Genomic DNA, 23,889 nt, shown 5'->3' with positions numbered 1-23,889 from the left:
AATAAATTGTTTGTATTTCTTCACAAATTCAGGAATTTCATTGTGTAAGAGTACCAATACTCCTTCCCCAAAAGCGATACGTACACTAAGCTACGCACATTTCAGTGTTTGTATCCTAACGACCTTGACAAGGAGAAGTAAACTTGACCAAACCGCTAAATAACTGAGCATTACTCCAAGTCTTCTTGTCATTACCATAAAAGGTAAGTTTTGACAAATCTATTAAATCCAATAAATCAAAACTTAACGCTTCATCTGGCCTTGGGGGTAAACCACCTTTACCAATGCTGTAAAACTCAACCGCATCTTTGTCCTCAACAACTTGACAGCCTTCCGATATCCTGACATTTACTGGTCTATCTGGCAATTTAGTTAACCCACTTGTGGGGTCAGCATTAACAGTGAGGTTAATATTAACCTCACCATTCAAACCAAAATCTGAGCTAGCAGTAATGTCGCTTAAAAGAGTAGTAAAATCCTGTTCTTGAATGCCAAACAGTTGCTGAGTAGTGATATCAACCCTACCACCATTACCTGTAAAAGCATTGGCTGTAATATCGCTATTTTCATAGGGAATAGCCACAAGAAAACCGTTTCTCGCATCGATAGTAATGTTACCACCATTGCCACCATTTTGCTCATCTCCGGCGGTGGTTGATATTTCACTTCCGTGGCGCAAAAATAATAAATTATCCACCCCTAAATTAATATTTCCCCCTGTATTGCTATTAGTTTTGGCAGAGATAATTCCGTTATCCAAAAACAGAGAACCAGCTTGCAGATTAATATCACCACCAATTCCCTGTCCTTGACTATTGACAGCAATAGTAGCACCATCTTGAATCATTAATATTTTCGGGTCAATATTAATAGTGCCTCCCCTTCCCGTAGAATTCTTTTCTGTGTTTGCAAAAAGTCCACTATCTTTTCCTGATAAAATCAATTGATTTGGTATATTTAGGGTAATACTTCCAGCCTGCTGCGCTGTAAAAGTTGTAGTTCGTAACTGTCCACCAGCGTTAATTTCCAATTGTGGGGAATTAATGGTTATATTCCCAGCAGCGCCAGTCATACTTTGAGTTTGGGCAAAAATTCCACTAGCAAATCTGCCGTTAACCGAGTTACCCTGAATATTAGGTGTTTCTAAAGAAACCTGAAGCTGATAACTTTGGTCGCCTTGAGATTTAGATACTTCTAAAAAATAAGTTCCTGGCTGAGTAAAAACATATCTCAAATAAGAATCAGGACTGAGGATAGTATTAGAACCAGCACCAGGGTTGTTAATATCTGCGGGAGCTAATTCACTACCACCAGCACCAAAAATCACTGGAGCATCATTGTTATTTGCTAACTTTACTCCCGAACTATTATAAAGAGAGATTTGTGTATCTACACTTCTAGTGGGATTTTGAGCTTTCAAGCCATTATCAATATCAAAAATTCCCCTAGTACCAGGTGTAACTTCAAATGAGTAGACATCAACTGATGCTGGGTTAGAACCTTTACCGGAGATAGATACATAAGGAATTCTCGTAGAGAACTCAACATCAGGATTAAGATTATTAGTTGGGTCTATCGCAAAATATCCATCCTGGAGTTTTTGCGCTTCAGAAATTGAGTTATTAGGTTCTACGTCCTCGACAGATTTAAATATTCTAGTTTGCACATTACTTCTCGGTTGGGAAGTGCTAACAGGGTTATTATTAACGCCGGAAATTATCACAAAAGCAGGAGCATTAACAATAATATCACCAGCGTTACCACTGCCAAGGGTATTAGTAAGAATCTGTCCTCCATTACTCAATACAAGTTGATTCGCCTGAATCATTACATTACCAGCATTGCCTTCTGCCTGTTGGTTAACAACTGTGCTAATGTTGCTACCATCCACTAAATTAATATTTCCCTGAGCCGTTACCTTGACTTCACCTCCATTACCTTTACCTGCAGTAATACTGAAGATAGAACTGTTATTTTTCAGAGAAATAAAGTTATTAGCATCAAGACGGACATTACCCGCATTACCATCCCAAAAAGTAGCGCTATCAATAAAAGAGAAATTATCTAAGCTCACCGAATTCGCCTGAATTTTAATGTCACCACCAATTCCCGTACCTCCCGGTTCTAAAGAAGTAAACAAACGACTTCTGTCTAGGGTAAATTCTCCAGGAGTGTTAATGATAATGTTACCACCTTGGCCTTTACCAGAAGATAAAGTAGTTGTGATATCGGTGTTATTTAAAGAGACAGACTCAGCCTGAATTTTGATGTCACCACCTTTGCCATCACCAAATACATTACTGTTGATTAAACCATTGTTCATCGAGAATTGACCAGATTTAACAGTGAAAGAAATCTCACCTCCATCTCCACTACCAGAGACATCAATAACAGGTGAAGTAGCACCCACACCAATAGTAATATTATTCTGAGCGTTAAGAGTGATATCGCCGCGTTTTGTATTGCTTGATGCAATTAAATTGCCGGCAATAATTGAGCCATCTGTACTTTCAAGATTAATAGTGCCACTACTTCCAGGTTTGTCTTTAGCTGTCAGAGAACTAGAGGTTAAAAAATTTGTTTTAATATCATTCCTAGCAATGAGTTTAATTACTCCACCATTACCTGCTGTACCATTACCTCTAGAATCTGCAAAAGTATTCACACTCAAAGTTTCAATACTCCCTTGGGGAGCTTCAACTATAATATCAGCACCATCACCAGCAGCTTGACAATTTGTCCCTTGACAATTGCCAAAAACCCGTGAAAAACTACCCAATTGATTAGCGACAACATCACCTGTTTTACTGATAAGTTGAATACTGCCGCCGTTACCTGCACTCCCATCACCAAAAATCTGAGAATCAGTGCCTACACTCCCTTGGTATGTGGGGTTTACCGTGGTGTTGGTAATACTAATATTGCCATTACTCGTAATATCAACTTTTCCCCCATTACCTGCAAAACCATTTCCTGCAAGTTGTGACCATGTAGCAATTGTACCGAGGGGATTACCTGTTGTTAGTTCAACTTTACCACCACTGTTAATAATAATATCTCCACCATTACCAGTTCGGCATAAACTAGTTTCACAACTGCCTTTAACTTGAGAGTAAGACCACAAGAAAATAGATTTAAAATCTCCACCAGTGGCGATCATAATTTTTCCGCCATTACCTGTATTTCCATCACCAAAAACTTCAGAAACAGCTTTGATTTCATTAGTAATAATATTACCTTGAGTGCTTTTGAGAGTAATTGTTCCACCATTGCCAGCTTCACCATTCTTAGGAACTTGAGAACTAGCATTCAGAAAATTATTAGTAATGATATTACCAGCAGCAATGATGCTAATATCTCCACCATTACCTGCAGTACCATTATTTTCCACATCAGAGAAATTCAATATATCGTTTGTTGTAATACTTCCACTGGTACTCTCAAGCTTAATTACTCCACCATTACCTGCCGTTCCATCCCCAGATCTAGACCAAGCTGTTAGTTCAGCTTTAGTCGTGATATTCCCTCCAGTTGTCAAGAGGGTGATTGCCCCTGCATTACCTGCATTACTATCGTTCTGAGATACAGAAGATATTCTACCAGATGTGGTAATATTGCCACCACTTTTGAGTGTGACAGATCCACCATCTTGACCTACAAAGGAGTCTGTTTTAATTACACCATTTATGCTGATATCTCCACCACTATCAATAGAAATAAATCCAGGTTTTCCCTGAAAATAAGAATCTGTTCTGATTCCTCCATAAGCGACAAAATTGCCACTGCTTTGAATATTTATATTTCCACTCATTATTCTTCCCGAAGTAGCCAAATTGTCTGGCTGAGGATTTTGATTACCACCTAGAGAAATGTCCCCGTTAGTTGCAGTTAAGGTAATATTTCCTCCATGATTACCATTTGTGAGTGTGCTAATATTGCCTAGCTGTAAACTGGCTCCCGAAATATTAACATCTGCCCCATCAGACTTAATAATTTTAGTTGTGTCCATCCTCACCGAGCCACTGCCATTTTTATCAGCATCGGCTGTCAAAATAATTGCTCCAGGATGATAAAAGCTCAGGTCTAAACCTTGAGCAATAGTAATATCATTACTAGCTAGGAGAATATTTACTAGAGATGGAAAACTATTTTTCTGGATTTGTATATCCCCTTGACCAAAATCCCCCGGTAAAACATCACCTGTAATCTGCAAATTTCGACCAACTAAACTAATATTTTGTCCTGGTGGTACAGATAAATTCACCGTGTTAACAGTAGCCCCTGATTCCTTTCCTTCAAAGACTAAGCCAATAGGAGCTTTAACATTAATCTCTAATAATGGTGGCGCTTGGGTATGAGTAGCACTGAAAACTTGACCATCAGAAAAATTCAGGCTATTTGCTGTACTGCCAACAAATGAACCATTGATATCCAATTTAGCATTTGCGCCAAAAATAATCCCATTGGGATTAATAAAAAATAGGTTAGCATTCCCTAAAACACCCAATGTTCCTAACAATTGAGAAGAGTTATTTCCCGTAACCCGACTAAAAATATTTTCAATTTGTGCAGGATTAGCGAAATAGGCACTTTTTCCTTCCTCGATATTAAATTGTTGGAAACTATGAAACAGACTAGAGCCGCGAATTGCGCCCCCCTCAATTCGGTCAGATGTAGAATTGATAGGCACAACAACAGATTTTTCGCTACCGAGAGTGTTATCAGGAACAATTTGAGCCAGAGTACTTTCCCCAAACACAACACTCACTCCCCAGAGTACTAAGGGGATAGCTAAACATAAACCCTTAAATTTAATTTGCCAGTATGTAGCCATCTGATAAAATCCTCAATTAGGGACTTCCAAAAATGCAGCCCACAGAATTTTAGTTGCGTTCACACCGTCTGATCAAGTTTCAATTGTAACTTTGTGATAGCAAATCTGCCGTTAACCGAGTTATTTTGAGTATTAGGTGTTTCTCAAGAAACCTGAAGCTGAGTTTCCAGGTGCAAGATCTGAGGTAGGGGATCTAGGGCGTGTTTTCAAACTATTTGTTTAGCCAGATAAATTTTTAGATACCCCTAAATCCACACGATATGATACCAGCTGTAGGGGCACGGCAATGCCTTGCCCCCACTCGCTCCTACATGTGTCAGCGTTTTAGTGGTATTGTATAAGACTTTGAAATCGCGGGACTAGGCCTTGCACCCCAAAAGCGTGGTCTATTTACCTGAAAATGGCTGTAAAAAACCGCAGAGGCGCTGAGGGCGCACAGAGACAGGAAAGAGGAATAATTCCGATTTTGAAGATTTTGCCCTGGGTGGGTAGAAATTACCCACCCGCAACAACCTAATCTATTTTCAGGTTAAAAGGTAAGCGAGCGTAGACCCCTTGGGGATCGTTCATTTTTTGGAGAATTGCGATTTGCTGTTGGAGTTTCTGGAATTCAGCGGTGAGGGGATTAACTGGTTTAATTTCCGTCGGCTTTATCCCTAAAGCAGTGCGTGTTTCTTCTGCAGCTTTGCCAAAAAAGCGTTCTTCCCAGCTGGTAACTTGTGGATATTCTTCAACTTCCCAATTATTTCCTAGCTTGGCTTGTTTAGCAGCGTATTCGATAGCTGTATTGAGACCGCCAATTTCATCCACTAAACCAATTTCCTTCGCTGCGACACCAGACCAAACCCGTCCTTGGGCAATTTCTGCTACCTTGGCTTCTGGTAGTTTTCGCCCTTGAGAAACTTTACCGAGAAACAGATTGTAAATGCGGTTGACACTACGCTGATAAAGTGCTAATTCTTCGGGGGATTTTGGGCGAGAAACGGTTTGACTATCAGCATAGCGTCCAGTTTTCACAGAATCCCAGGTAATGCCATTGTCATTCCCTAGCTTTTGACCATTGAAGAGCATACCAAAGACACCTATCGAGCCTGTAATCGTATTTGGTTCGGCAAAAATGCGGTTAGAATCGCTGGCTATCCAGTAACCACCAGAAGCGGCGACATCACCCATTGAGACGACAACTGGCTTGATTTCGCGAATTAATCTGACTTCTCGCTGCATTACCTCAGCAGCGGTAGCGCTACCGCCGGGACTGTTAATTCGCAGGATCACCGCTTTGACATCATTATTTTGTCGAAGTCTAGTAAAGATTTTCGCAAAGCGATCGCCCCCAACTTCGCCATCATTTCCTTTACCATCAACAATCTCGCCTTCCGCATAAACCACAGCAATTTTATTATTTGATGTGCGTTCTACACCCAATGATTTACCAGGAACTTGGGCGTACTGGGCCAAGCTGATTTGCTCAAATGTTTTATCGTCTTTGTCACTAGCGGTCAATTTTTTCAATTCGCTAACTACCTGATCGAGGTACGCGACTTGATCGACTAAACCATTAGTTTTCGCTTCCTCTGCTTGCAGCACGGCTTGATTATCGGCGATCGCCTGCAATTTGTTGCCCTGAATTTTCCGACTTGCTCCCACAGCATTGCGCCACTCTCCCCAAACATCATCCAACAATTTTTGCATTTGTTCGCGATTTTCAGGACTCAGTTTGCTCAGAATAAAGGGTTCAACTGCGCCCTTAAATTTCCCCACGCGCACAACTTGTACACCTATACCATACTTTTGTAATGCCCCGGCGAAAAACATCGGTTGTGAACTCAAACCGTTAATTTCCATCGCCCCCAGGGGGTTAAGTAGCACCCTATCAGCCACCGAACTCAGATAATAATCCTTTTCTTCCCAGTTCATCCCATAGGCGATAATCTTTTTCCCGGCCGCACGGCATTTTTCCAATGCTTGGCGAATTTCCTTTAGTGAAGCATAGCCTGCAGCACTAGCTGAGGTGTTGCGGGTCGCATCTAAGTATATCCCGACAATTCGCTGATCACGCTGCGCCTTTTCCAAAGCATCCAGAACGCTGCGGAGTGACATGCGATTATCTTCCACACCAGATAGTGTCTTCTGTATCACATCATTGGCACTGGGTTCACCATCGGTGATGTTCATCGATAAATCAAACACCAGTACTGATTTATCTTTGACTTCCAGTCCAGTCTCCTTAGAAGCAGATGCAGCTAACAGAAGCAAAAATAGTCCAGTGGTTCCCAGTCCGCAAAAAATAATCAGTCCCAGTAAACTGCCAATTAAGCTGGCAAAAGTTTGTTTCAGAAAGTTACGCATTTTAGTTATTAGTTAAGAAGCAAGAGGCAAGAGGCAAGAGGTAAGAGTCTATCTTGGGACTTTGGACTAATGACTTCAATTTTATTTCTACCCAAGTTCTGATACCTCAAACCCCAACAACCCAAAGCGATTACTGATTTGAGTAAGGAACAATTCCCGGTCAACTGTGCAAATTCCGTTTGATACACCTAATAACTATTCTATTAGCTGTAAACTGCCTGAATGCTGCAACTGCTCTAAAGTAGCATTACCCGTGCAGAATAATACCGTAGTCATTTCTGCAATTAATACCTCAGCCAAATCTTGTACTGCGACTTCAGAGACTGCGGCTGCTTGGAGAAAAGGCATTGCCAAACCAGCGATATTTGCTCCCAGGGCGATCGCCATTGCCAGATCCAGTCCATGACGCAACCCCCCCGAAGCTATTAATGGTACATCAGGAGCGATCGCCCGAATACTCGTAATACACTCTGCCGTTGGTAAGCCCCAATCGGCAAATGTCGTCCCCAAGCGGCGTTGCAGCGGATTTTCGGCTCGTTCCCCTTCTACCTTTGCCCAGGAAGTACCACCCGCACCCGCCACATCAATCGCTTGCACTCCCACCGCCATCAGTTTCTCTGCCATTGCGGCAGAAATACCATTCCCCACTTCCTTAGCTATGACTGGCACTGGCAATTTACTGCATAATTTATCTATTTTGTCAAGCAACCCTCGAAAATTTGTGTCACCTCTAGGTTGAATAAACTCTTGTAGCGGGTTGAGGTGCAAAATTAAAGCATCAGCCTCCAGGATATCGATTACCCGTAGACATTCATCTAAACCATAGGTATAATTAAGTTGTACAGCCCCCAAGTTAGCAAACAAAAGAATATCCGGAGCATACTTACGGACAGCGAAGGTATCAGCCACCTCCGGTTTTTCCACCGCCACACGCTGGGAACCCACACCCATAGCCAGTTTGTACTGCTGGGCGACTTGCGCCAATCGTCGGTTAATCATACTTGCTTGTTCCGTACCCCCAGTCATGGAAGAAATTAATAGGGGTGCTAACAGCTGTTTCCCCAGGAACGTGGTGCTGATATCAATATCATTCCGGTCTAGTTCAGGTAAACAACAATGGGTAAAACGATAGCGTTCCAGTCCATTGGTGATTTGGTGACACTGAACATCTTCTTCTAGACAAATGCGGATGTGATCCGCTTTGCGTGACTGGGTATGTGATGAAATATTGGTAGAGAGATTCACTAGTAGACCTGACTTAAAGTTGTTTTCATCCCAATTATGACAGCGTTGACGGTTGACGGTTGACGGTTGACGGTTGACCCTTACCAAGGACAAATGACAACTGAAAAATAACAAATAACAACTGACACGCAAAGCGTAGTCAAAATTAACATTATTTTCCGAAGACATAAGAAAATAATGTTTATATTATTGTATGTATATGCTAATACAGCTTGACGAGTGCATTGAGTTAAAACGCGATGCTTTCGACCACACAGAAGAACCAATCGCTGTCGAGTTTGTCACTTGTAGCTTGACTTCACAGAACCTTGACGACAAGATGGGTTGGGCAACACGCACAAAATCTATTCCCATTGAGCAAGAGGTGATGAAGGCTTTTCCCCACATTCGCTGGTGTGATTTTGACCGAGTTATCCGCGCCGGGCAAGCCCCTAAATTCTATTTATGGGGGCTAGGCGCGGGCGATTTCAATCTCTACGAGACGCTGCGCGTTAAGCGTAGCTATGCCGCAGGCTTTACGCCGTCCCCATTCCTCAACAAGTACTGGCACTAATCCCTCGGATTACAGCTTCATTTTTTATGATATCCCAAGCTGTTGGAGTCAAAAAAACAGTCCTTTTACCTTTGATTTCATCGTGATAAGCTGGTTTATTTTTCATCCTTTTTATCCCTTTTTTAGTTGTTATCATAATAACCAAATGCTATACTAGATAGAGATTAACAGATGCAAGGAAGTGATGCAAGAGTGTTGGTATTGGAATATAAAGCAGTTGTCAAAAGAGCCACATCAAAAGCCATAGATGAAGCTATTCGTACGAATCGATTTGTCCGAAATAAAGTGCTTAGATATTGGATGGATAATAGAGGCGTTGACAAGAAAGAACTATATCAGTACAACACTCAATTAAGAGCAGAATTTAAATTTGTTAATGATTTAAACAGTCATGCTTGTCAGGCGGCAGTAGAAAATGTAGAACGTGCTATCAATAGATTTTTTGATAACTGCAAGAAAAACAAACCTGGAAAAAAGGGTTATCCCCGGTTCAAAAAACATAGTCGTTCAGTCGAATATAAGGTGTCTGGGTGGAAGTTGCACCCAACAAAGCGGCGGATAACTTTCACTGATAAAAAAGGTATTGGCGAACTCAAACTGTTAGGTAAATGGGATATTCATCAATACCCTGTTGAACTAATTAAACGAGTGAGGATTGTGCGTAGAGCCGATGGTTACTATGTGCAATTCTGCGTCAAGATTGATAATCAGCAAGAAGCCCCACAAACTACATCAGAAATCGGAATTGATGTCGGACTGGAATATTTCTACTCTGATAGCAATGGTAATCATCAGGAGAATCCGCGATTTCTTCGCAAGACAGAGAAAGATATTAAGCGGGTTCAACGTAACATTTACAAGAAGAAAAAAGGGTCATCTGGCAGAAGAAAAGCGCGTGGTGTTTATGCTCGTAAACATTTAAAAGTAACAAGACAAAGGAATGAACACGCCAAGAGAATGGCGCGTAACTTATGCCTAGCTAACGCTAAGGTGGTCTTGGAAGATTTAAATATTTCCGGCTTGGTGAGAAACCACAAACTAGCCTTGAGCATTTCTGATGCTTCTTGGTACAATTTTCGTCAGTGGCTCGAATACTTTGGTGCAAAATTTGGACGGGAAATCATTGCAGTTCCTCCCCACTTCACAAGCCAGGAATGTTCTAATTGTGGTGCTAGAGTGCAAAAATCTCTCAGCACTCGCACTCATTCTTGTCCCCATTGTGGGTATGTAGAACAACGCGATGTGAATGCTGCCAAAGTAATTTTAAGTCGTGCAAACGGTAGGGGTGGGCAATCCCAAACTAACGCCAGTAGAGATGTTCCCTCTACTTCTATTGGTCGTAAGACCTGTAAAAGCAAGGAACGTCAGTGACGCTGGAATCCCCCGCATTTATGCGTGGGGAGTGTCAAAGTCATGGTTATATCATTATTGATGTCAAGCCCGAACAAGTTACGGCACAATGGTGGGCTGTTGATACAGTATTGCGTCCTAGCAACGCGGAAACATTGATGGGAAGCTGGATGGTTGAGTCAGGTAAGCCAAAACTGATTCCAGCGTAATCAAAGGCAATAGACAATAGACCTGTTTCCAATGTTTTAATGGGAAGCGGAGCCTCCGTGAATTCGGGGCGCAAGGCCTTGCGCCCCTACAGATCATCGAACGACGGTCTAAGGACAAATGACTACAACCAATTTCCCACTAATACAAATGGTGACCAATAAAAAGGATGATCAAAATCAGCATCTTGGATAAAAGTTAGTTGAGCTTGTCGCAAAGCTTCTGCTTTACTAATTCCCGGTTTTTTGAGATTTTTATAAAATTCCACCATAAATTTAGCGGTGGAATCATCTTTGACAGCCCACAAAGTTGCTAGGGTGCTGCGTGCGCCAGAACGTACTGCTACTCCCGCTAAACCTAATATAGCTCGATTGTCTCCTTTGGCTGTTTGACAGGCGCTGAGAACCATTAATTCTACAGGTGTGGAATCGGCTTCGTTTCTGGATTTGAGAAACTCACTCAATTGTTTAACGTTAATCTTTCCGTCCCAGGTGAGTATAAAGGTCTCGTCTAACTTACTGCTAAATTGACCGTGGGTGGCAAGATGCAGTACTGTAAAAGGAGTTGATTTAATAGCTGTTTGTAGGTTAGCGTCGGTAAATTGTTCATTTAAAAGTACTTTACCAGAAATTTCGGCTTGAATTTCTGTGACTTCTGACTTAACTGCAGGTAAAGCTTTAAACCCTTGACGCGCTTCAGTTAGTGCGGCTGTAATCACTTTGAGCTTTTCGCTTTTTAAGGATCGCGTTTGCATTAATTGCATCCCTGGTGACAGCGCCAAGCTATATTTTTCGACTAGATAATGTTTACCATCATATAAAGCAGCCATTGGCAGGTTTCGCAAGGAACCATCTAACACAAAAGCTAATGTTTTTACCCCACTGTTGGCTAACTGAGATTCGGCTGGACGTATCAACAAATTATATAGTTGTTGCGAAACGGATAACGCATTCTCTTTAGGAAAAGCTGGGTTAAGAGATTGGCGCATTTGTTTGATGGTCTGTTCGATCTCAGCTTTGGGGATAGCAGTTTTGTAGCTCGTGAGAACTTGTCCGGGAATAGATACAATTATTTCTAAGCGATCGCCTAAAATAATCGGGTAAATCACAGCTGCTTGTTTGTCGAGTTGGTCGATTTGCTCTGGTTTACCATTTAAACAAGCTTCACGAAAGAAATTGTCTAATTCAGCTAGTTGGAGTGCTTCAATGGTCTCTCGCGCTTGCTTTAAGTTTTTTTGGCTGGGGTGAGATTCCAGCAATATATCGACAAATTCCCGATAAATGGGTTCAACACTCTCTTGAAAAGAAAATTGAACATCGCGATTCATTGCTACTAAGTCACCACGCAAAGACTTCAGGGTTTTTACAGAGAAATCATAGGCGGCGATCGCATCTTGAGTATCACCTTTTGTTTTGAAAATTCGCCCAACTTGCCAAGCAGCTTGATAAGCAATGTCAGCAGCGTTAATCTCTTGAGCAATATTTAATGCTTGTTGGCTAAGTTTTAAAGCATCAGATAACTGCTGCTGTTGGTAATATAATTTGCCTAACTCGTTTAAAGCATAAGCTTTCGCCCGCAAATCGTTTAATCCGTCAGCTTGTTTTACCGCCGATGCTAAAACTATTGCCGCTTCATGATATAATGTAGACTCTCCTGCATCGAGTTTGCTAATTTTGGTCAGACTACGAGCAAAGTTGACTGCTGCATAAACAGACATCCGGCTAGGGGGGAGTTGGGTTAATTGCGATTTAATTGGCGCAATTATTGCCTGGGCTGACTTTAGCTGTGAAGTTTCTAGATAAAGGCTAAGTTGGTTTAACTGTGCTTCCACCTGCAATTGCGGGTTAGTCGCCTTAACTTGCACTTGTTGATAATAATCTAAAGCCTGTGGGATTTGCCCTAATTCCCTGGCGGTATTTCCCAAACTAAACAGAATATCGGTGAGGTTTTCAGTGGAGTTTAGGCGATCGCTAAGGAGCAAACTTTGCTTTAAAATCTCCTGGGATTGTTTGATATCTCCCACAATCTGCAAAACTACACCCAGACTTTGCAATCCTTTGGCTTTGATGACGGAATCTGGCTGATTTTGTAGCTGTTGATTCACACCGATTAACAACTTTTGCGCTCGACGATACAATCCTAAAGCTTGTAGTGCTTGAGCTTGATTAATTTGGCTACCTATTTTTCCCGATTCATCACCAGATGTAGCATAGGTGCGTTCCGCATCTTGCCAAGCTTTTAAAGCCGCTTCTGGTTGTCCCATTGAGAGTTTGAGATTTCCCAGGGTATTGAGAGCTACTCCTAGGATAGCAGAATTTTCCTTTTTATCTTTGTTGACTCGCTGTAAAATATTTAGACTGTTGGTAATATAAAGCTCTGCTTTTTGCCAATCTCCCAAATTCTGAAAGGCTAACGATAGATAACTCAGACTCCAAGCTTGATTGATCACATCACCTTGTAGCTCAAAACTAGCAGAAGCTGCTTCCCAAAGTTTCGCAGATTCAGCAAAGCGTCCAGCAGCATAAAGACTTCTACCTTGGTTGAGTAGAGATTTGGAATCTGAGGCTGAATTTACCGCTAATTTCCAATTCTCAGTCTCCTGGAATTGAAAATTAGTTTGTGCTTGTACTCGAACACCAATTGTTAGGAGAAGCAATGTTAAGTAGGTGGGCGTGAAAAAATATAAGATAAACCTAACCCCCCTAGGGAAGCAGGAATCAAAGCTTTTCCCCTTGTAGGGGAGAGGTTTGTACAGAGGTTTGATATTTAATTGTGCCAAGCTACTGAGCCATCCTAAGCAAATGGTGTTTTTAGCAGATATTAGCTTTTTCTGTTTTTGCATAACTTGATTACTCAACAGGAATTTTAATGATAAATTCTGTCCATTTTCCTAATACTGAAAAACAATTTAAGTTACCCTGGTGTTTTCCTTCTACAATCTCCTTACTAATAGATAAACCTAAACCAGTTCCTTTCCCAACTGGTTTCGTCGTAAAAAACTCTTCAAATATCCGCTCTTGCTCATCAGGATGTATACCAAGAGCATTATCTTTGAAGGCTATTGTTACCCATTGATTATCCTGACTCAATTCAGTTTCAATGATGATTTGATTTCCCTGGTTTTCTGCATAAGATGATTTTTTAGCTTTTTCATCAAAAGCATCAATAGCATTGGCTAAGATATTCATGAATACTTGATTGAGTTGCCCAGGATAGCATTTAATTAATGGTAAATTACCATAATTTTGCACAATTTCAATTTCTGGGCGCTGATTATTGGCTTTGAGACGATATTTCAGAATTACCAAAGTGCTGTCGATACCTGCATGAATATCGCCGGCTATTTTATCAGAGATATCATTCCGGGAAAAAATGCGGAGACTAGTGCTAATATCACTAATGCGCTCAATGCCTAAATTCATGGATGAAATTACTGCTGGTACATCTTCCATCAGTTGCTCTAAGTTTATAAGTTTGGCATTTTCGTTAATTTCTGCAACTGGATTGGGATAGTGTTGATGATAAAGCTGTAAATGAATAATTAGGCTATATAGATAATTCCTAATAAAGTCCAAATTACCGGTCAAAAAGCTCAGGGGATTATTAATTTCGTGAGCTACGCCAGCAACTAACTCACCAAGAATAGACATTTTTTCCTGTTGGACTAGATGTATTTGAGATTGCTTTAATTCATTAAATGCTTGAGATAGTTCGGTTGTGCGTTGCTCAACCCGCTGCTCTAGTTGCTGATTTTGCGTTTCCAGTTGTTTGGTTAAATAACGCAGTTTTAAATGTACATGAATTCTGGCTAACACCTCTTCTATTTGAAAAGGCTTAGTAATGTAATCTACACCGCCAATTAACAGTCCTTGAACTTTATCAAATTTGTCAGAAAGAGCGCTCAAAAAAATTATCGGTATATGTTGAGTTACAGGATTTTTCTTCAGCCGCTGACAAGTTTGGAAACCATCAATTCCTGGCATCATGATATCTAATAAAATTAGATCTGGTTGAGCATATTCTGCTTGCTCAATGGCACTTTCACCATCAGTAGCTACTAAGATTTCCCATCCTGAGCTAGAAATGGCATTACACAATACTTTCAGATTTGTTTGATTGTCATCAACAACCAATATAGTCGCGGATTCAATATTAATAGACTTCATGTAGTTTTACTCTGATAGGATTTGAGAAATTGCCGAATTGGTTTGATTTGGAAGTTATCAGCTAACAGCCTAATTTGTAAACAAAAAGGTAAAAATTTACTATCCAACTGTTCAAGTTCATTCAACGCTGTTTGCAAACCTTGAATATTACCTCTCATGGCTAAATCAAACAGCTTGTCAAGTTCTGTTGATGGTGGTGGGACTATTAACTGAGAGTTTAAATTTTCGGTTGGTGATTTTTCACTATTTCTGGTTAGGGTACTATCTTCTTGATAAATCCAGTTGAGTTGTAAATACTTCTGTAAGAGATTTAGAAAATCGTCAATTTGTAACGGTTTAGGTAAAAAATCATCGCCTCCTGCTGTCAAGCATTTTGATTTGTCATGTTCAAATACACTGGCTGAAGAAACTATAATTGGTATATTTTGAAATAGGGGCATTTTTCGGAAGATTTGGATCATTTCCAAACCATCCATAACTGGCATTTTTAAGTCAGTTACAATTAAATCAGGCTGAGTTTTCCCGGCTCTATCTAAACCCTCTTGTCCATTAGTTGCTTCTAAGCATTCAAATCCAATTGATTCTAGTAATTTGATAATCACAGAACGATTTTCCCATTGATCGTCCACAATCAGAATTTTGGTTTTTTTGTCTTTAATTCCCACAATTTTTTGGTTGGGTGATACAGAAGTTGTATATATCCAGTTACTAGCAATTTCTAAATTTACATCCAACCAAAATTTGCTACCTACTTTTAACGTACTGGCAACTTTGATTTCAGTACCCATTAATTCAGCAATTTTGCAGCTAATAGCTAGTCCTAATCCTGTACCTTCTGTTTGTTTATGTTTATCTCCTACTTGTTCAAAAGGTAAAAAAATCTTTTCTAATTGTTCAGCCGTCATTCCTACCCCAGTATCTTCAATTTGAAATCTGATTTTCGTAGCTCGGATATCAGTTTTTTCCTCCGTGGATAAAGACTCAACTTTGAAAGTAACCCCGCCGCTATCGGTAAACTTAATCGCATTACCAAGCAAATTAATTAAAACTTGCCGTAAACGTTTTTCATCAGCATGAATTCCTTGGGGAAGTTGGGAATCTGATTGGTAAATAAAAGAGATACCTTTTTGTTGAGCGCGGATACGACAGATTTCTGATACTCCTGTTAAAAAGGTAGAGAAATCAAAATCTGTCTTGTGTAGTTCAAGTTTGCGAGCTTCGATTTTAGATAGGTCTAAAATATCGTTAATCAGAGTGAGTAAATGAGAACCACACTGATGAATAATTTTGATTCCATCCAATTCAGAAGTAGCCATATTTTGAGAGCGTTCTAGGATTTGTGCGTAGCCTAAAATCCCATTTAGATGTGTTCGGAGTTCATGACTCATATTTGCTAAAAATTCGCTTTTGGCTTGGTTAGCAACATCAGCAGCAATTTTAGCAACCTCTAATTCTTTAGTGCGATCGCTCACTTTGCGCTCTAGAGTTTGAGAATACTCCTGTAGTTGTTGATTGGCTTGTGCTAATTGCGATTGTTTATGAAAATTGGTGGTGACAATCGCCGAGACTATCAAAGCTAGTAAAGGTGAAACCGTGGGAATCCACCAACCTACCAAAAAGGCTAGATAGGTACTACTTAAGAGAGTAGCGATCGCCAATATAATTCCTAATAGGGGTAATCCTGGTAATTTCCGCTGACTGATAGTTTGAATTTCTAGCAGTTTCCACGTGATACTACTGCTGATAAAAGACCAGCCTAAAACCCATAGCCACTCTGCTTTAGAAGACCACACCCGAATGAGAGGCCTACCATCAAAAGCGGCGCTTAAAATTTGACTAATTAAATTGGCATGAATCACTACCCCTGCCATTTGTTCGTTATCATTATGGAGATTGCAATTGTAGCCTACATTAAAAAAATCATTGATACTTTTGGCTGTAGTCCCAATCAATACGATGCGATCGCGCACTAATTCCTCAGATAGAGAGCCATTCAGCACATCCCGCATTGTCACCGTATCGAACCGCGACTGAAAGCCCCGGTAGTTCAACAAAATTTGGTATCCCCCAAGATCTGCACCCCGATAACTAAACTCATTACCTTTCAAAGGTGTAAATGTGGCTTTACCTAACCGTAAATAATTTCCAGTTTTATCCAATGCTTCTAGTGAAATACCTTTTGGTTCCAGGTACATCAGGCTTAAGCGCGTTGCTAATCCTAAAAAAGTTTCTCCCTGATTATCCCCAGCAGAGAGCAAACCTCGCCTCACCTTACCATCTGTATCCAAAACAAAATCAGCCAAAGCAATTTGCTTTTTTTGAGATAAAATTGGTGATGGAGCTACCTGATCTCCTGCCAGTTTCTTCACACCAATCAAGTTAGGTGTAGACTTCATCACCGCCACCAATTGAGAATAACCTGGTTCGACCGGCAAATCTCGATAAATATCCAAACCAATAGCAGCTGGTTGTTGTGCTTTGAGCTTGGTGAGAAGTTGAGCTAAAATAGCATCAGGAATCGGCCATTTACCAGCTTGGGTAATGTCTTTTTCATCAATAGTAACAATGAGAACGCGCTTTTCTGGTGCTTCAAGGGGACGTAGAGCAAAAAATTGCTCCATAGTAGTCCACTCCAGTAATTGAAATAACCCTGTCATCCCTCCAGCGATAATCAATATGGCGACACCAGAAGATGTCATCAACACAAAGCGCCAAGGTCGTAAATGCACCCTACTGACATAGCCAAGCAGTGTTTTGAAAAATAACTTCATCTGGCTTGTTTTAAAAATTTGATGAGGTAGGGGCGCGGGCGCAAGGCCTTGCGCCCCTACAAACAACGCTTTGCGCCCCTACAAACAACGCCACTTTGCGTCTTCTCTACGTTAATCTTGTAGTGGTTCGGGAGTAATTAATTAACTAGGGGTTCATTGGCGATCGCATTTAAATTCGCTGATTTCAAAAGCTCTTCCCAAGCATGAGTTAGAGATAGATCATGAGGTTGCGATCGCCTCAATTGGGCTAGCAGAGATAGGGAATCGTACCAAATACCAGTTTCAGCTAACTGGGAAATCAAATCGAGGGATATTGGTTTGTGACTTTGCTGATTCAAACGGCGATCTGCTTCTACTCGACGAATCCATCCACCTACCCAAGGGCTATCCGTCTCTAACTCTTCGGCACAAATCATCACCAAAGACCATTGATAATTTTTACCGATTTTCAGTCCAGGAACAGAATTAGGGAGCTTAACTTCCATCACACCCGGGTTTTCTGGCAAATTTAAAGTTGTGTGGTAATAAGATTTAGAGCCATCATCTTGCAATGTAAACAATGCTTTTTGAGCTTTAGTTCCAGGAACATAGACAAAAATTGTTGGATGCTCTGCTACTGTCAACCCAATATTAGTTGTAGGTATTAACGGCGTAACAGATACATTATTCGTTGCTTTTGTCGTAAAACCACAGATATTACCATCCCGTGAAGCTCCTCCAGAAGACCGTTTAGGCGCTTGCGCTCCCGGTGGCTTAAACGTCACTCCCGCCCTACTCGGTGTTATCCAAATAGACACCATAGAGAATGTGATTAATGTTATTCCTAAAATTGGATATTTTAACAACAATTTATACATAAACAAACTTGCATTTTGAGCGCTTGTGACAATAAAAATCTCAATCAGTACTTACACATCTGGCACATATATCTTCTGTCATGGTCATCAAAAGTCAAGGATCAAGTGTTAAAAAACCGGGTTTTTTGGACTCTTGTCTGCGACACGCTGCGCGATGAGAACCTCTCACGTTAAAAATATGACAGTTGCGTAAGTCCGATGAATATATGGTAACTATGATTAGTAATATCGTATGGCACATATTAAAATAATTATATTTTATTTACATTAAATTTAATTATCACCAGAATAATTACTTAAATAAAAAAACTACTAATAAACTTTATATAGGAATCCTATGATGTTCCCACAAGCCCTGATTTTTAGGTTGTAGGCAGTGCAGACTCTACGGTAATTTAAATAGTAAATAGTATAATATTTCACATATTGACTTTTGTCTAAGGGACTGACAAATAAAAAAATATACAATCTGTAGGGTGCGTCAGAGCGAGAAACTTTTGACATAGCTAGAAATTATTTGTACTGACGCACTCTACTGTGGATAATTTAATTTCTGGAAGTCTATAAGTAAATTATGTTGGCAAATAAAAAGTTATCATGAATCATTTATTCGCATTTTTGTTAATGCAATTATCCCTATAATCAGCTATTTAAGTTATTTAGCGGCAAAATATAATAATTTTAAACAATGTATGTTTAGTATATTTAGTATAAATTTTCTGGTAAGAAATTAAAATGACTATTGCTATTAGTGCAAAATAACTTTAATTTATAATTCCCAGTTTTAAGGAGTAAAATATAAAAAATGAAGGCAAAACTCAAAGATGATAATACTAACCAGCTTGAGCAAAATTGCATTATTATGCAGCTATCATACTTTACCGAACTAAGTGATCAAGAACTTGAACTGCTCGTAGGTGGTTGTTTTGGTAATGGTAATGGTAATCGTAATGGTAATATTAATGGTAATGGTAATCGTAATGGTGGTGATGGGTTTTGAACGTCAGAGGTATGGGAATCATGTGTAAAAAGTCTGGATTGTTCGGACTCTTTTGACTTGTTCGTAGTTGAGCTACTCTAGGGGAAAGCTCCGCTAAGGGATTTCAAGTTAAAAAAACCTCCAATTTGTAGGGTGCGTCAGTACCAATAATCTCTTGCTTAACCCCAGTTTTCTCGCTTCTGACGTACCCTACGGACTCAAATATTGAGTAATTTATTTTTTGGTAGTCCCTAAGCGCTCTTGATTGTCGGAGCGCTATTGGCGTAGCCTCTGTCTATGAGACCCGCAGCGTCGCGCACTTAACGTAGAGAAGCGCAACTGCGAATAAGCGATCTACTTATCCGTGTTTTGGCATAGGTGAAGACATTTTAGTTACTCCGTGGTTAAGATAGTGTCTTCTACCAACGGAACATAAAAAACTATGTCAGCGAACAAAGTACAGAGCAAAAGTTTCCACCTCAAAATATTGCTAAGTTTACCTTTTGTTTTATGGTCGTTGGCAAATACGAGATTGAGTGTCTATGCACAAATTATCCCAGACAATACTCTACCAAATAATACTAATGTTACTACCAATGGTGATACTTTTAATATCGATGGTGGCACTAGAGCAGGTAATAATTTATTTCATAGCTTTGAACAGTTTTCCCTACTCACAGGTAAAACAGCATCTTTCAATAATCCTACAGATATTCAAAATATTATCAGCCGAGTAACTGGTAGCTCTATATCTAATATTGATGGTTTAATCAGCGCCAAGGGCACAGCTAACCTGTTTCTCATCAATCCTAATGGTATTATTTTTGGTTCTCAAGCTTCTCTAAATATTGGTGGTTCTTTTATTGGTTCGACAGCCAACAGCATCCGATTTGCTGATGGTAGTGAGTTCATTGCTAGCAGTTCTCAACCAATGTCCTTGTTGACAGTTAGTATTCCCCTAGGTTTGCAATATGGGCCGACTAATATAGATGTGATCACGGTGAATGGTCCAGGAAACAATATAAGTTTCGATGATCAAATTTTTTCACTGATTAGAGACTCTAGACCAATTGGACTTCAGGTTCAGTCAGAGAAAACCTTAGCTTTGGTGGGTGGGAATGTTGAAATTACGGGAGGTAATTTAACTGCACAAGGGGGACGAATTGAGTTAGGAAGTGTTGGTAGTGGAAGTTTAGTTAAACTCAATCCTATTATATCAGGCTGGGAATTGAGCTATGAAAATGTCAATAATTTTCAAGATATTAGCCTGTCTCAAGCAGCTTCTTTAGAAGTTAGTGGTAATACTGGCGGTACAATTCAAATACAGGGGCGTAATATCCAAGGAAAAGATGGCTCTGCAATATTGGCAGATACCCTGGGCAATGGTTCTGCAGGAAATCTGAGAATCAAAGCATCCGATTTTGTAGAAATCAGTGGCGCTTCTACATCACTTCCCTTTGCTACCTATTTATCTACCAATGTAGTACTCGGAGCGACTGGTAATGGTGGCAATTTATTGATTGATACCCCCGGTTTGCGTGTAGCCGATGGCGCTCAAATAGCTAGTGCAACCTTTGGCTCTGGTAACGCCGGCACTTTAACAGTTAAAGCCCAACAAGTCGAAGTAACTAGTGGTTCATCCGTCACAGGTTCTAGCGGCTTGTTGACAGCAGTAGGTCCAGAAGCGACTGGTAATGGCGGTAATTTAGTTATTGACACTGATGACTTATCAATTACTAATGGCGCTCAGGTATTTGCTACTACCGTTGGTATAGGAAATGCGGGAAGCATAAACATAAACGCCACAAATATAGAATTAAATGGCGCTTCAGGAGGCGGCAATGCTAGTGGTATATTCGCTAATGCATCATCTAACACCCTAGCTAATGCAGGTCAGATAACTATTAATACTCAGCGCTTACAAGTTGCTGATGGGGCGAGTATCACAGTCAACACCAGTGGCGCTGGTAATGGCGGAATTTTAACAATCAAGGCACAAGAGATAGAAATACTGCGGGGCGCAGCAAGTGTGGGTTCCAGTGGCTTATTCGCTAGTGTCGGCGTCAACAGCACCGGTAATGGTGGTACATTGTTGATTGATACGGGAAGCTTGCGAATGGCTGGTGGAGCAAGGATAGGAGTATTTACCTTTGGATCTGGAAACGGGGGAACCATAAAGGTACAAGCAAATCAGATCGAACTGAGTGGTAGTTCACGACGAGGTTTATCCACTGCTTTATTGGCTAATGTCGAATCAGGAGCCACGGGTAATGGTGGTAATTTAACCATTGATACTCAAAGTTTACGCCTGATTGATGGCGCTCAAATCGGGACAGGTACCTTTAGCTCTGGAAATGCTGGAGATTCAAAAATTCAAGCAACTGATGTAGAACTGATAGGTACTTCGACTAATGTTCCTAGCCTTTTATTTACTGCAGTCCAGTCAAATGCTACAGGTAAGGGGGGAAATTTGATTCTGGACACTACAAATTTGCGTCTAATGGACGGATCTCAAATTAGCAGTGGTACTCTCGGCTCTGGAAAGGCTGGTAATTTGTCAGTCACAGCAAATGATATAGAAGTTGTTGGGTTTAGTGAAAAATGGCGCAGTGGTTTATTTGCTAGTGCTATTCAAGGGAATGGAGATGGAGGCAATTTAAGCATCACTACTAACAATTTAACTGTTAAAGATGGGGGCATTATCAGTGCCGGTAACTTCCCCAGTCGTGACTCTAGTATTGCACCAGGACAAGGAAAAGCCGGGAATATTCAAATTGAAGCTGGTTCTATTTTACTTGATAATACTTCCTTTGAAAATCCCGCCAGCATCACAGCATCTACTACATCTGGTGGCGGCGGTAACATCTTGCTTCAGGTGCAAAACTCATTAACTGCCCGTAATGGTAGCCAAATATCTGCTGACACTAAAGGCAGTGGTAATGGAGGCAATATTAACATTAATGCTGACTCTCTAACATTTACTACTGGAGCTTCTTTAACTAGCAGTACAACAGCTAAAGGTAATGCAGGTCTGATTAATATTGATGCCAATTCTATTCTCTTTGATGGTTATATTAATGGATTATTTAGCGGTGCTTTTAGCGAAGCCAAAGCAGAATCACAAGGTAATGGGGGGAATATTCAAGTTATAAGTGACTCTTTGAAACTGACTAATCAAGCTCGCATATCTACGAATAGTTCTGGATTGGGTCAAGCTGGAAATATCTCCATCAATGCTAATCAAATCCAAACCAATCAAGGAAACATTGTCTCGACTTCTACTAAAACCGGTGGTGGGAATCTGAACTTAAATACTAATTTATTGTTATTAACTAACAATGGTTTGATTAGTACCAGCGTTTTAGACAGTACTGGTGGCGGTGGCAATATTAACACAAATGCCGGTTTTATTGTCGCTAACAATAACAGTGATATTAGAGCTAATGCTGTGTTTGGACCAGGAGGGAATATCCAAGTGCAAACCAAAGGTATTTTCCTTTCGCCGGATAGCGAAATTGATGCTAGTTCCCAGTTTGGGGTTAATGGTATTGTGACAATTACTAACCTAGAAACAAGTAAGAATATTGTCAACAACAAATTATCAGATAATATAATAGACCCGTCTCAACAGATTGCTCCTAGCTGTCAAGCCAATCGCGCCAATAATTTTGTGGTGACAGGACGAGGTGGATTACCAGAAAATCCTACTGACACGATCATCGGTAAGACTATTTGGACAGATTTACGTGATATTTCTCCCAAAGTAGCTGTCCAGGAAAAGGGGGGACAAGGAAAACAAGAAACGGTTTCCCAAGGAGATCAAAATACGCCATCCGTAATTATTGAGGCGCAAACATGGGTAGTTAATACCAACGGAGAAGTAGAGTTAGTAGCTTATTCTCCTAATACTATTCCTCAACCATCTAGCAATCCTACACCTAAGTGTGGTGCGGTTTAGGAAGGAATGAGTAATGAGTAATGAGTAATGAGTAATGAGTAATGAGTAATGAGTAATGAGTAATGAGTAATGAGTAATGAGTAATGAGTAATGAGTAATGAGTAATGAGTAATGAGTAATGAGTAATGAGTAATGAGTAATGAGTAATGAGTAATGAGTAATGAGTAATGAGTAATGAGTAATGAGTAATGAGTAATGAGTAATGAGTAATGAGTAATGAGTAATGAGTAATGAGTAATGAGTAATGAGTAATGAGTAATGAGTAATGAGTAATGAGTAATGCAGGGCTATTTCATTCTAGACATAAACCGCCCTACACTGAAGTGTAGGGCTAATAGCTAAAGTCCGTTAAAACGGACTATAACCTTTTCTCAGTCGTCTTTAGACGACTTTAGCTATTAGACTCAGAATTCATTCTGAGGCGGGCTAGATGAGAATGAAATAGCCCTGTGAGTGATGAGTGATGAGTAATGAGGAATGAGTAATGAGGAATGAGTAATGGGGATTTACTTGTTACTCATTACTTAAAGAACGCGAAAAATAACTTTACTCAAGCCTTAAAGGAAAGGATTGTGCATGAATTTTTAACCCCCCAAAAGGCACAGAGTCAACACCCCACC

12 protein-coding genes are annotated in these 23,889 nt (G+C 40.3%); 5 read left to right on the top strand and 7 right to left on the bottom strand.

Annotated features, from left to right (window positions below; all coding sequences use genetic code 11):
- Positions 1-115: 115 nt before the first annotated feature.
- From HEQ19_09960 to fni, 3 genes are all read right to left on the bottom strand, one after another.
- Entirely contained in the window at positions 116-4,834 is a 4,719-nt protein-coding gene (locus HEQ19_09960; GenBank protein WYL99795.1) for a filamentous hemagglutinin N-terminal domain-containing protein, read from the bottom strand.
- A 513-nt stretch (positions 4,835-5,347) separates the two neighbouring features.
- A complete protein-coding gene (gene sppA, locus HEQ19_09955; GenBank protein WYL99794.1) occupies positions 5,348-7,183 on the bottom strand; it encodes a signal peptide peptidase SppA in 1,836 nt (611 codons plus the stop codon).
- 195 nt (positions 7,184-7,378) lie between these two features.
- Positions 7,379-8,428 carry a type 2 isopentenyl-diphosphate Delta-isomerase gene (gene fni, locus HEQ19_09950; protein ID WYM03336.1) on the bottom strand — a complete coding sequence of 350 codons (1,050 nt, stop codon included), beginning with the start codon at positions 8,426-8,428 and terminating at the stop codon, positions 7,379-7,381.
- Positions 8,429-8,627: 199 nt separating this feature from the next.
- On the opposite strand from fni, the gene HEQ19_09945 reads away from it, so the two are divergent.
- From HEQ19_09945 to HEQ19_09935, 3 genes are all read left to right on the top strand, one after another.
- Positions 8,628-8,981, top strand: a complete 354-nt coding sequence (locus tag HEQ19_09945) for a hypothetical protein (GenBank protein ID WYL99793.1) — start codon at positions 8,628-8,630, stop codon at positions 8,979-8,981.
- Between the two features lie 192 nt (positions 8,982-9,173).
- The gene (locus HEQ19_09940) at positions 9,174-10,352 is read left to right on the top strand and encodes a transposase (GenBank protein ID WYM03335.1); all 1,179 of its coding nucleotides are present in this window, start codon (positions 9,174-9,176) and stop codon (positions 10,350-10,352) included.
- On the top strand, positions 10,349-10,540 hold the full coding sequence (locus HEQ19_09935) for a hypothetical protein (protein ID WYL99792.1): 192 nt from the start codon (positions 10,349-10,351) through the stop codon (positions 10,538-10,540). Before HEQ19_09940 ends, HEQ19_09935 begins: the two co-directional genes overlap by 4 nt.
- A 122-nt stretch (positions 10,541-10,662) precedes the next feature.
- On the opposite strand, the gene HEQ19_09930 is transcribed toward HEQ19_09935, so the two are convergent.
- The 4 genes from HEQ19_09930 to HEQ19_09915 form a co-directional block, all read right to left on the bottom strand.
- Complete coding sequence (locus HEQ19_09930) at positions 10,663-13,194, bottom strand: CHAT domain-containing protein (protein WYL99791.2); 2,532 nt, start codon at positions 13,192-13,194, stop codon at positions 10,663-10,665.
- Positions 13,195-13,387: 193 nt separating this feature from the next.
- The gene (locus HEQ19_09925; protein WYL99790.1) at positions 13,388-14,704 is read right to left on the bottom strand and encodes a response regulator; all 1,317 of its coding nucleotides are present in this window, start codon (positions 14,702-14,704) and stop codon (positions 13,388-13,390) included.
- Positions 14,701-17,475, bottom strand: coding sequence for a CHASE2 domain-containing protein (locus tag HEQ19_09920; protein WYL99789.1), 2,775 nt, complete (start codon positions 17,473-17,475; stop codon positions 14,701-14,703). The genes HEQ19_09925 and HEQ19_09920 overlap by 4 nt, the downstream gene beginning before the upstream one ends.
- Positions 17,476-17,612: 137 nt before the next feature.
- On the bottom strand, positions 17,613-18,239 hold the full coding sequence (locus tag HEQ19_09915; protein ID WYL99788.2) for a DUF928 domain-containing protein: 627 nt from the start codon (positions 18,237-18,239) through the stop codon (positions 17,613-17,615).
- Positions 18,240-19,137: 898 nt separating this feature from the next.
- On the opposite strand from HEQ19_09915, the gene HEQ19_09910 reads away from it, so the two are divergent.
- Together HEQ19_09910 and HEQ19_09905 are read left to right on the top strand one after the other, a co-directional pair.
- On the top strand, positions 19,138-19,332 hold the full coding sequence (locus tag HEQ19_09910) for a hypothetical protein (GenBank protein WYL98104.1): 195 nt from the start codon (positions 19,138-19,140) through the stop codon (positions 19,330-19,332).
- A 421-nt stretch (positions 19,333-19,753) separates the two neighbouring features.
- Positions 19,754-23,269 carry a filamentous hemagglutinin N-terminal domain-containing protein gene (locus HEQ19_09905; protein ID WYL99787.1) on the top strand — a complete coding sequence of 1,172 codons (3,516 nt, stop codon included), beginning with the start codon at positions 19,754-19,756 and terminating at the stop codon, positions 23,267-23,269.
- The last annotated feature ends 620 nt before the right edge of the window (positions 23,270-23,889 follow it).

Origin of the sequence: Gloeotrichia echinulata CP02 (assembly GCA_038087035.1) — a bacterium.
Classification (GTDB): Bacteria; Cyanobacteriota; Cyanobacteriia; order Cyanobacteriales; family Nostocaceae; genus Gloeotrichia; species Gloeotrichia echinulata.
The sequence above is the reverse complement of the archived record's forward strand: the minus strand, read 5'-3'. Positions and strand labels throughout refer to the sequence as shown.